Raw genomic sequence first — 10337 nt, 5'->3', positions numbered from 1 at the left:
CAGGCGGTAGTCAAGAAGAAAGCCTCCGAGCCCTAGCGGCCCGGAGGCTTTGTTTTAATTTGGAATTTTTGAGAAATCAGGCGCGTTTAACGGCGCGAAGTATAACGAGGAGGATAACCGCCCCGATCGTTGCGGCGATGATGGCGCCGAGAATGCCGCCGCCGAGCGAGATACCGAGCGCCGGGAAAAGATAACCCGCCAGGAAGGCACCTATCACGCCAACGATCAAATCTCCGACGAGGCCAAAGCCGCCGCCGCGGACGAGTTGGCTCGCAAGCCAGCCCGCAATCAAGCCCACCAAAAGGAAAACAAGAAGACCTTCTGCACCCATAATGAAATCTCCATAAACCGGTTTCGCCCGCGCACAGCCCCAAAAATCAGTCGATCCCTGGAAAAGACGATGCACCATTCATCGCGTTACTGCGTCCCATGCGCGTCGAATGGAACGCAGGGCGTAGTAAGATGCTTCGCCGGCCGTGGATTCCTCAGTCCATGTTTGGCAGGAGAATCACCTTGGCAATTTTACGACGGTAAACAGAATTTGGATAACGAAACTTGTAATCAAATAAATGCGTGGTTGGGGAGCCACAATACAAGAAACTATACCGGCAATGGTTTCCCACGACCGGCATAGTTTCCCGCACAACGAATTTCCGGACTATCGAGGATTACTGCGTGACAGCTGGCTTCTTTACAGCGGTCTTGGCGGCGGTTCCATGCACCTTCTTCATATGATGCTTATGCGCAACCTTTTTAACTGTCGTGGTGGGGGCGGTCGTCGTTGCAGCAGGAGCGGCGCTCGCAACGGAGCTGAGAACCGGAGCCGATACAGCGAGAGCAACGGCGAGGCCGAGAGCTGTGTAGAGGGACTTTTTCATGGGTCAGTTTCCTTTTGATGCGGGCTTTGGGGACGCAGTCGATCAATCGGTGACCGGCTGCACACCAAGCAGCTTCAATGACTGTGCGTACGCTCTTATGCCCTGTGCCTGCTTGTTGCTTGCGCAGAATCTGGCCGCCTGTCTTTGAAGTGCTTTCGCCTTGGCCGCCCGTTTTGCCTCGGCGTGTTCGGTGATTGCGTGTTGAGCCTGTATTTGAAGTTTTCCGCAAAGTTCGATGCGGGTCGGCGTCTCGTCGGCAGCGGACTGTTCGATCGATGCGGTGAGGATCATCACACCGGTCAGGAGGGGAGCCGCAATGGTTGCGATGTTTCGAAGAAGGGCCATTTTTGAGCTACGAAGTAATCCCGTTTCAATCAGTCATGCCAAGTTCGACACGCTCTTTATCCGGCATGACTGTTGCCCCGGTTTTTCTGCATTGTTGAGTTTTGTTTCTGGATTGTTTCCGGACCAACGATCCCAAAAAATTGCGTGGCTTTTCGAATGGGATCGTGCGTAAAAACAAGGAGTTGGATTGCGCCCAAAGGCAAAGCGCAAAGCCGTCGCCACCGGGAAATGAGCATGAAATCCGAAGCGCATATTCTGATTGTCGATGACGACGAGGCCATTCGTGATCTCCTGCATGAGTTCTTGAAGAAGCGTGGCATGCGCGTCTCGGTTGCAAGGGACAGTGAGGAAATGCAGGACGTCCTTGCGCGCACACCGATCGATCTTCTGATTTTGGACGTTATGCTTCCGGGCAAGAGCGGCATGGAAATCTGCCGGGAGATCAGGATGCATTCGCGCATCCCTATCATCATGTTGACCGCCATTACGGAAACAACCGACCGGGTCGTCGGGTTGGAAATGGGTGCGGATGATTATGTCTCCAAGCCGTTTGACCCCAGGGAATTGCTCGCGCGGGTGAGGGCGGTGCTGCGCCGCCTGGATACGTCGGCGCCGGACCGGAGAATGGAACCTCAGATTCACAAATTCGCCGGTTGGACCATGGATTGCGCGCGGCGAAGACTTGTCTCGCCCGATGCCGTGCGCGTGGAACTCACGACAGCCGAATTCAACCTGCTAGAAGCATTGGTGAAGAGCTCGCAACGGATGCTGAGCCGCGATCAATTGCAGGAGCTGGCGGGAAGCAGCGCCGCCTATGGTTATGATCGCAGCGTCGATATTCTCATCAGCCGCCTCCGCCGGAAGATGGAGGATGATTCGCGCTCGCCGAAACTTATTCTCACAATCCGCAGCGGCGGTTATCAATTCGTTCCGGAAGTCACCTCGGAATGAAACGCTTCCTGCCTCAATCATTGCCGAGCTGGATCCTGCTCATTCTGATTGCCGGACTTCTGACCACACAAGTCGCCACGCTTTCGATCGTTTCGCGTGACAGGACTGAAAGCAACGACGTGCTTGAGCTTTTCCGGTTGAGCGAGCGTGCCTATACCTTGGTCAAGGTCCTCTACGCGGCGCCGGGGCCTGAAAGAAAGCAGCTCGCTGCCGCGTTGTCCAATAGCGCCAATCCGCTCTCGATGTCCGATCAACCAGCGGTGACTTCGGTCATCGCCGCTGATGACAGCCTTGCGGAGCTTGAGGACGTTCTGGTCGCGCGGCTGCAGGAGTTCGGCGTGACAGATGCCCGGATCCGCCGTGTTTCGGCCAGAGTCCCCACCAACACTGCACCCGGCCCCGGCGCGCCTGATCCTGACGCCGGTTTGATCGAACGGCAACTATCCGCTTTGGCGGAAGACTTCAGCCAAAGCGACGGGCTCGCTGCGTCAATCAAGTTCAAGGATGGTCAATGGCTGAACTTTGTCACACCGATTGCACCTGTGAACCCGATATTCACTGCGCAGACGCTGCCACTGTTCATCTCCGTGGCCGCCATTGTCATTGCCATGTCAATCTGGGCGATGCGCCGGCTGACGGCCCCGTACACCGCGCTCGAGCAAGCGGTCAAACGCATCGGTGAAGACGTCAAGTCGCCGCCTCTGCCTGAATTTGGCAGCAGTGAATACAAATCGGCGGCAAGGGCGGTGAATGCCATGCAGGCACAATTGAAGGAATATGTAGCCGACCGCGAGCAGCTGGCGGCGGCACTCGCTCATGATCTGCGAACGCCGCTAACGCGCATCCGCCTGCGTCTCGAGCTTTTGCGCAAATCCCCTCTGCGCCAATCGCTGACGCACGACCTGAACGATATCGAAGCCATTTCACGATCGGTTATCGATTTCGCAACTTATGAGATCGTCGACGAGGAACAGGAGAAGATCGATTTCTGGTCGCTCGTCGACTCGGTCACTGACAACTATCCGCAGGTTTCGTTCGACAAGCCAGCGCGCGCCTCACGCCGGCTGATTTGCATGGGTAGACCGATCGCTCTGCGGCGCTGCGTCACCAATCTGGTGGACAATGCGGTGACCTATGGCGGGAAGGCACATATCAGCCTGGCACCAAGTGGAGGCGACATCCTGCTGACAATCCATGATGAGGGCCCTGGCATCCCGCAGGCAAAGCTGGACGAGGTGTTTCAGCCGTTCCGGCGGGTCGAAAGCTCCCGCAACCGGCAAACGGGTGGCTTCGGCCTTGGTCTGACGATCGCGCGCAATATCGCACGCCGTTGCGGAGGGGATATCAAACTGGAGAATGATGTGAAGGGCGGCCTGAGGGCTGAACTGCGAATTCCTCGCATTGTCTGAATAAAAAGCTAAACGGCGAGCGTTGCGGCCAAACGGAGGCGAGTCGAGATTGGTCCGGGGGCCTGGTGGGCAACTACTCAGGTTAGCGACAGAAGCGTAATGGCTTGATTTGTTTTGTATTGTGGTGAGCGCGCAGGGATTCGAACCCTGGACCTACTGATTAAAAGTCAGTTGCTCTACCGGCTGAGCTACGCGCTCCCAAGGAAGCCAGTTCGCTGGCCTCGGGAAGTGCGGCGGAACATAGGTGCGACTTGCCAATCGGTCAACAGCTATTGTGCATAGTTTTCGCAACAAAAAGCGTTGTTTTTGCTCGTTTCGCTAATTTTCGTTCGAAGGCGGCAATAAACATGCGGTCATACCAACCGGGGAGCGCCGGGATAAGGCCGAACTGGCGAAAAGGTGATTGGAATTCCCGAGGGATTCGGCTTAATCCGGCCCACAAGACGAAAATGCCAATGAAGGAGCGCGGATGGCGCTTGATGTTTCCTATCTGACCGCAGCTGGCGCCGGGGCCCTGTCGTTTCTTTCACCTTGCGTGCTGCCGCTGGTTCCGCCCTATCTCTGCTACATGGCTGGCGTGACTGTCGAGGATTTTCGTTCCGATCAGACCGCAGCGCGGATCTCACCGGTGCGGCAGGCACTTCTGCTGTCATCGCTGGGCTTTGTTCTGGGTTTTTCCACGGTTTTTGTGCTGCTCGGTGCAGGCGCTTCAACGATCGGCGGATTCCTGCGGATGTGGCAGCAGGAAATCGGCATAGCGGCCGGCATCGTTATCATTTTGATGGGGCTCAATTTTCTCGGCGTATTCCGGCTGGCATTTCTATCGCGCGAGGCGAGGTTTCAAACGCAAGGGGCGCCCGCCAATCCGTTTGCCGCCTATGTGATGGGGCTCGCCTTTGCATTTGGGTGGACACCGTGCATCGGCCCGGTGCTGGGTCCCATATTGGCGCTGGCCGGCGCGCGCGACACGGTGGCCGATGGTGCTTTGCTGCTTGCCGTCTATTCGCTGGGTCTTGGCATCCCATTCATTATTGCCGCGCTGTTTTCGGGCATGTTCATGCGATTCCTCGCCAGATTCCGCACGCATCTCGGCAAAGTGGAAAAGGTAATGGGCGGACTGCTGGTGCTGACAGGTATTCTGTTCCTGACAGGCGGCTTGCAGACATTCTCGTTCTGGCTCCTCGAAACATTTCCCATCCTCGGTCAACTCGGCTAAACAGACGGAAGTTTCCATGTTGGAAACCAATGGCGTGTCATGGTCCGGCACGATATTTTAGTCAAAACTGATCTGGAAGTCCGACATGACATCACGTTCCTGCCTCACGGTTATTCTCGCTGCCGGTGAAGGTACGCGCATGAAATCCTCCCTGCCAAAGGTACTCCATACCATTGCCGGCCTGCCGATTGTCGCCCACGTGGCCAAGGCTGTGCATGGCGCGGGTGGTAGCGATATCGCCCTTGTGGTTGGCAACGGTGCCGATCAGGTCGAGGCTGCAGTGCGATCGGTGACCGCCAATGTAACGGTGCACGAGCAGGCCGAGCGGCTGGGAACTGCCCATGCCGTGCTTGCAGCACGCGAAGCCATCATGCGCGGTTACGACGACATTCTGGTGGTCTTTGGTGACACGCCGCTGGTTGAAACGGCCGCTCTCGAACAGGCGAGGACCAAGCTCGCCGCCGGTGCAGATATTGTCGTCATGGGTTTCCGGCCGACAGTGCCGAATGGTTATGGCCGCCTCATAGAACAGGATGGTCGTCTGGTTGCGATCCGCGAGGAGAAAGACGCGAGCGAGGCGGAGAGGAAGATCGGCCTTTGCAATGGCGGGCTGATGGCGCTGCGTGGCGATGGTGCGCTTGAGCTGCTGGAGAAGATCACCAACAACAACGCCAAAGGCGAATATTACCTCACCGACGTTGTCGAGATTGCCAACGCAGCGGGAAAGTCGGTCGTCGCTATCGAGATTTCACCGGACAATGTGATCGGCATCAACACGCGCGTCGAACTTGCCGAAGCCGAGGCAATCTGGCAGACGCGCAAGCGCCGTGACATGATGCTGGCCGGCGTTACCATGCGGGCGCCGGAAACGGTGTTCTTCGCGCACGATACGCTTATTGAAGCCGACGTAATACTTGAGCCCAACATCATCTTTGGACCAAAAGTCTCGATAGCGAGCGGCGCGGTGATCCATGCCTTTTCCTATTTCGAAGGCGCGAAGATCGGACCTGACGCCAATGTCGGCCCTTTCGCCCGGCTGCGGCCGGGTGCGGATCTTGCAGCAAAGTCCAAGGTTGGCAATTTCGTTGAGGTGAAGAATGCAAAGGTCGGTGTCGGTGCCAAGGTCAACCACCTGACCTATATCGGCGACGCAGTTGTGGGCGCTTCGGCAAACATCGGCGCCGGCGCGATCACTTGCAATTATGATGGCTATAACAAGCACCTGACCGAGATCGGGGCCAATGTTTTCATCGGTTCCAATTCGTCGCTGGTGGCGCCCGTTTCCATCGGCGATAATGCGTATATCGCCTCGGGCAGCGTGATAACGGCAAACGTTCCAGCGGAAGCTCTGGCCTTTGGCAGGGCACGGCAGGAGGTCAAAGAGGGGCGGGCTACACAATTGCGGGCACGCTATGCGGCGCAAAAGTTAGCCAAGAAGGCTGAATAGGCACGCCTTTTGTTCGAATAGAATTCTGAGATGATAAGTGTTTCACTGCAAACTTGATTCTGACGCTGGCTAGAGCCGAGAAATTCTGGGGTATTGGAGTAATTCATGTGTGGGATCGTAGGTATTATCGGGCGTGAGCAGGTTGCGCCGTTGCTTGTGGATGCGCTGAAGCGGCTTGAATACCGCGGCTACGATTCTGCCGGGGTCGCCACGCTCGAAGGGGGCGTGCTGGATCGCCGCCGGGCCGAAGGCAAGCTGATCAATCTCGACAGATTGCTGAAAGAGAATCCACTCGGCGGCACAATTGGTCTTGGCCACACCCGCTGGGCGACCCATGGTGCGCCGACAGTGCGCAATGCGCATCCGCACACGACGCCGCGCCTGGCCGTCATCCACAACGGCATCATCGAGAATTTTGCCGAACTGCGTGCCATGCTTGAAAAGGATGGCTATGTCTTCGAAACCGAGACCGACACGGAGACCGTAGCGCACTTGGTTACGCGCGCCCTCGATCGCGGGCTTGATCCGGTTGAGGCGGTTCGACAGACGCTGCCGCAATTGCGCGGAGCTTTTGCCATTGCGATCATGTTCAAGGGTGAGGACGACCTGCTGATCGCCGCCCGCAATGGGCCGCCACTAGCGGTCGGCTACGGCGATGGGGAGATGTATCTCGGCTCCGACGCAATCGCGCTTGCCCCGTTTACGGACAATCTTTCGTATCTGGAAGATGGTGATTGGGCCGTGCTCACCCGCAGCGGCGTTGTAATCTATGATGAGACCGGCGCAACCGTCGATCGCCCTGTGCAAAAATCGGCCGGTACCGCATTTTTGGTCAGCAAGGGCAACCACCGGCATTTCATGGAAAAGGAAATCCATGAACAGCCGGAAGTCATTTCCCACACACTGGCGAACTATCTCGACTTTTCCAAAGGCAGGATTCGGCCCGGCAGTGCACCCGTCGATTTCGCCAAGATCGACCGGATTGCGGCTTCCGCCTGTGGAACGGCCTATTATGCCGGGCTGGTTGGCAAATACTGGTTCGAACGGATTGCACGGCTGCCGGTCGATATCGATGTCGCGTCCGAATTCCGATACCGCGAAATGCCACTTTCGAAAGACAGCCTTGCCCTGTTCGTCTCGCAGTCCGGCGAGACGGCGGACACCTTGGCATCGCTGCGTTATTGCAAACAGCAGGGGCTGACCATCGGTACGATCGTCAACGTCAGGGAATCGACGATGGCGCGCGAGTCCCACACGGTATTTCCAACCCTTGCAGGTCCGGAAGTCGGCGTGGCCTCGACCAAAGCCTTCACGTGTCAATTGTCCGTGCTGGCATCATTAGCCGTCGCGGCCGGCAAGATGCGCGGTACGATCAACGAGGACGAGGAGCGCCAGCTCGTGCGTGAACTCTCCGAAATACCACGCTACGCCAATCAGGCTCTGCGGTTGGAGCCGCAGATCGAGGCCATTAGCCGCGATCTGAGCCAGGTCAAACATGTGCTGTATCTCGGCCGTGGCACGAGTTACCCACTTGCGCTCGAAGGCGCATTGAAGCTCAAGGAAATCTCGTACATCCACGCCGAAGGTTATGCGGCGGGCGAGTTGAAACATGGACCGATTGCGCTGATCGATGAATCCATGCCGGTCATTGTCATCGCTCCCTATGATCACTGGTTCGAGAAAACCGTTTCGAACATGCAGGAAGTCGCTGCGCGTGGTGGCAAGATCATTCTCATTACCGATGAGAAGGGCGCGGCCGCAAGCACGCTGAATACGATGCACACGATCGTCCTGCCGGATACGCCCGAGATCATCGCGCCGATCATTTACGCGCTGCCGATCCAGATGCTGGCCTATTACACAGCCGTATTCATGGGGACGGATGTGGACCAGCCGCGCAACCTGGCAAAATCGGTGACTGTGGAATAGAGCAATTCCAGGAAAAGTGCGTACCGGTTTTCCGACCGGAATTGCGCAACGTCATCCGGCGCGCAAAAGTCTGACCGCCTCATCGCGTTCGAAGAGATAGAGCAGGATGCGCAGGGCTTCGCCGCGCGCACTCTGCAACTCGGGGTCGCGTGTCAGAATATAGCGCGCATCCTTGCGCGCGATTTCCAGGAATTCCTGGTGCGCCTCGATGCTGGCAAGGCGGAAACCGGGCGTGCCAGACTGGCGCGTACCCAGGAGCTCACCTTCGCCGCGCAGTTTCAGATCTTCTTCGGCAATGCGGAATCCATCTTCGGTTTCTCGCATGATTTTAAGCCGCGCCTGCGCCACCTCACCGAGCGGTCCCTTGTAGATGAGAAGACAGGTTGAAGGCTTGTCGCCACGGCCCACGCGGCCGCGCAACTGGTGCAGTTGGGCGAGGCCGAAGCGTTCGGCGTGTTCGATGACGATGATCGTCGCATCCGGCACATCGACCCCAACCTCGATGACTGTTGTTGCCACGAGCAAGCGTGTATCGCCGCTCTTGAAGGCGAGCATCGCCGCGTCTTTTTCCGGACCTGTCATGCGGCCGTGCACAAGACCGATCCTGTCGCCGAGCAATGGCCTGAGCGATTCAAAGCGTTCTTCGGCGGAAACGAGATCGACCAGCTCGGATTCCTCGACGAGGGGGCAGATCCAGTAGATCTTCTGTCCTTCGGCGATAGCCGTCCGCATACGGTCAACCAATTCGCTCAAGCGCTCCATCGGCATTATGGCCGTGGTGATCGGTCTGCGCCCCGCGGGCTTTTCGGTGAGTTTCGAAACATCCATATCGCCGAATGCGGTCAGCACCAGCGTGCGCGGAATCGGTGTCGCCGTCATCACCAGCATGTCGGGCGCCGTACCCTTGGACGTCAGAAGCAAGCGCTGATGTACCCCAAAACGGTGCTGCTCATCGACGATGACCAGAACCAGATCATGGTAAGCGACCTTTTCCTGGAACAGGGCGTGCGTGCCGACAATGATATGAACAGAACCGGAGCGCAGGCCCTCCAGTATCTCTTCGCGCTCGCGACCCTTTTCGCGGCCCGTGAGCAATGCGGCGCGCAATCCGGCCTTCGCCGCCAAGGGCGCGATGGTGGCATAATGTTGGCGCGCCAGGACTTCCGTTGGCACCATCAGCGCCGACTGGCCTCCGGCCTCTGCGGCGTGGGCCATGGCCAGCAACCCGACAACGGTTTTCCCGGAACCCACATCGCCCTGCAACAACCGCAGCATGCGTTCCGGCTGGCGCAGGTCGGCGATGATTTCCTTGATCGCCTGGCTTTGGCTACTGGTCAGAGTGTAGGGCAGTGCCGCAATGACCTTGGCCTTGAGATGGCCATCGCCCTCGAAGTTTCCGGCCCGAAAGCCGTTTTGTTTTCTGCCGGACGAGTGCCAGTGCCAGTTGACCGGCAAGAAACTCGTCATAAGCGAGCCGCTGGCGTGCTGGATGATCCAAGGCGATGTCGCCCGGATCTTGTGGATTGTGCAGCGTATGAAGTGCTTGGCGGTGAGACGGCAGGCCATATTTATCGAGGACCGGTGGATCGATCCATTCCGGCATATCGGGTGCCTTGGCCAACGCCTCCTGAACACCTCGTGCCAGCACCTTCGGCGATAGCCCGGCGGTCAGGGGATAGACCGGCTCGACCAAGGGAAGCGTCGCCGCATCGCCGATGCTGGCGATATGGTCAGGATGGACCATGGTCGGGCGGCCATTGAACCATTCCATCGTGCCGGAAACGATGACAGTTTCCCCCACCGGCATGACCTTTTCGAGCCACGCCTGCTTGGCGTGAAAGAAGGTAAGGCCGATCTCGCCAGTATCATCATGGGCGAAGACGCGGTAGGGAACATTGCTGCGTCCGCCCGGAGACGGCAGGTGGCGGTCGATTCGCACTTCCAGCGTAACAATCGCGCCTTCCGGGGCATGGGCGATCCCTGGGCGATTACGCCGGTCGATCACGCTATGGGGCGGGAGGTATACAAGATTGCCGACGCGCGGTTCGGTTCCTGGAGGCTGCGTGCCAAGCAGCGTCGCGAGCATGCCCGAAACTTTCGGTCCTATGCCGGAAAGCGAACGAACAGACGCAAATAGGGGATCAAGCAGTGACGGGCGCATG

At 57.9% G+C, this 10337-nt stretch carries 8 protein-coding genes, 1 tRNA gene and 1 pseudogene; 5 read left to right on the top strand and 5 right to left on the bottom strand.

Annotation, left to right across the window (positions count from 1 at the left end; genetic code table 11):
• Positions 1-76: 76 nt before the first annotated feature.
• From N8E89_RS16575 to N8E89_RS16565, 3 genes are all read right to left on the bottom strand, one after another.
• Positions 77-331 carry a GlsB/YeaQ/YmgE family stress response membrane protein gene (locus N8E89_RS16575; protein WP_106663253.1) on the bottom strand — a complete coding sequence of 85 codons (255 nt, stop codon included), beginning with the start codon at positions 329-331 and terminating at the stop codon, positions 77-79.
• Positions 332-668: 337 nt separating this feature from the next.
• Positions 669-878 carry a hypothetical protein gene (locus N8E89_RS16570; protein ID WP_262260536.1) on the bottom strand — a complete coding sequence of 70 codons (210 nt, stop codon included), beginning with the start codon at positions 876-878 and terminating at the stop codon, positions 669-671.
• A gap of 42 nt (positions 879-920) precedes the next feature.
• The gene (locus N8E89_RS16565; protein ID WP_245448643.1) at positions 921-1223 is read right to left on the bottom strand and encodes a hypothetical protein; all 303 of its coding nucleotides are present in this window, start codon (positions 1221-1223) and stop codon (positions 921-923) included.
• Between the two features lie 234 nt (positions 1224-1457).
• On the opposite strand from N8E89_RS16565, the gene N8E89_RS16560 reads away from it, so the two are divergent.
• Positions 1458-2174 carry a response regulator gene (locus N8E89_RS16560; protein ID WP_106663255.1) on the top strand — a complete coding sequence of 239 codons (717 nt, stop codon included), beginning with the start codon at positions 1458-1460 and terminating at the stop codon, positions 2172-2174.
• The gene (locus N8E89_RS16555) at positions 2171-3583 is read left to right on the top strand and encodes an ATP-binding protein (RefSeq protein WP_262260532.1); all 1413 of its coding nucleotides are present in this window, start codon (positions 2171-2173) and stop codon (positions 3581-3583) included. The genes N8E89_RS16560 and N8E89_RS16555 overlap by 4 nt, the downstream gene beginning before the upstream one ends.
• A 122-nt stretch (positions 3584-3705) precedes the next feature.
• Here the strand turns inward: N8E89_RS16555 and N8E89_RS16550 are convergent.
• A tRNA-Lys gene (locus N8E89_RS16550) sits at positions 3706-3781 on the bottom strand.
• A gap of 271 nt (positions 3782-4052) precedes the next feature.
• On the opposite strand from N8E89_RS16550, the gene N8E89_RS16545 reads away from it, so the two are divergent.
• The 3 genes from N8E89_RS16545 (at position 4053) to glmS (ending at position 8175) form a co-directional block, all read left to right on the top strand.
• A complete protein-coding gene (locus N8E89_RS16545) occupies positions 4053-4799 on the top strand; it encodes a cytochrome c biogenesis CcdA family protein (protein ID WP_106663257.1) in 747 nt (248 codons plus the stop codon).
• A gap of 85 nt (positions 4800-4884) precedes the next feature.
• Positions 4885-6246, top strand: coding sequence for a bifunctional UDP-N-acetylglucosamine diphosphorylase/glucosamine-1-phosphate N-acetyltransferase GlmU (glmU, locus tag N8E89_RS16540; protein WP_106663258.1), 1362 nt, complete (start codon positions 4885-4887; stop codon positions 6244-6246).
• Between the two features lie 105 nt (positions 6247-6351).
• On the top strand, positions 6352-8175 hold the full coding sequence (gene glmS, locus N8E89_RS16535) for a glutamine--fructose-6-phosphate transaminase (isomerizing) (protein ID WP_106663259.1): 1824 nt from the start codon (positions 6352-6354) through the stop codon (positions 8173-8175).
• A gap of 51 nt (positions 8176-8226) precedes the next feature.
• Here the strand turns inward: glmS and recG are convergent.
• Positions 8227-10336: pseudogene (gene recG, locus N8E89_RS16530) on the bottom strand (ATP-dependent DNA helicase RecG).
• Between the last annotated feature and the right edge of the window lies 1 nt (position 10337).

Origin of the sequence: Phyllobacterium sp. A18/5-2 (genome assembly GCF_025452215.1) — a bacterium.
Lineage (GTDB): Bacteria > Pseudomonadota > Alphaproteobacteria > Rhizobiales > Rhizobiaceae > Phyllobacterium > Phyllobacterium sophorae.
The sequence above is the reverse complement of the archived record's forward strand: the minus strand, read 5'-3'. Positions and strand labels throughout refer to the sequence as shown.

Excerpts from the sequence above, each read along its gene's own strand:
- N8E89_RS16545 (WP_106663257.1), top strand. The coding sequence starts at position 4,053 with ATGGCGCTTGATGTTTCCTATCTGACCGCAGCTGGCGCCGGGGCCCTG.
- N8E89_RS16565 (WP_245448643.1), bottom strand. The coding sequence starts at position 1,223 with ATGGCCCTTCTTCGAAACATCGCAACCATTGCGGCTCCCCTCCTGACC.
- N8E89_RS16570 (WP_262260536.1), bottom strand. The coding sequence starts at position 878 with ATGAAAAAGTCCCTCTACACAGCTCTCGGCCTCGCCGTTGCTCTCGCT.
- N8E89_RS16555 (WP_262260532.1), top strand. The coding sequence starts at position 2,171 with ATGAAACGCTTCCTGCCTCAATCATTGCCGAGCTGGATCCTGCTCATT.
- N8E89_RS16560 (WP_106663255.1), top strand. The coding sequence starts at position 1,458 with ATGAAATCCGAAGCGCATATTCTGATTGTCGATGACGACGAGGCCATT.
- glmS (WP_106663259.1), top strand. The coding sequence starts at position 6,352 with ATGTGTGGGATCGTAGGTATTATCGGGCGTGAGCAGGTTGCGCCGTTG.
- N8E89_RS16575 (WP_106663253.1), bottom strand. The coding sequence starts at position 331 with ATGGGTGCAGAAGGTCTTCTTGTTTTCCTTTTGGTGGGCTTGATTGCG.
- glmU (WP_106663258.1), top strand. The coding sequence starts at position 4,885 with ATGACATCACGTTCCTGCCTCACGGTTATTCTCGCTGCCGGTGAAGGT.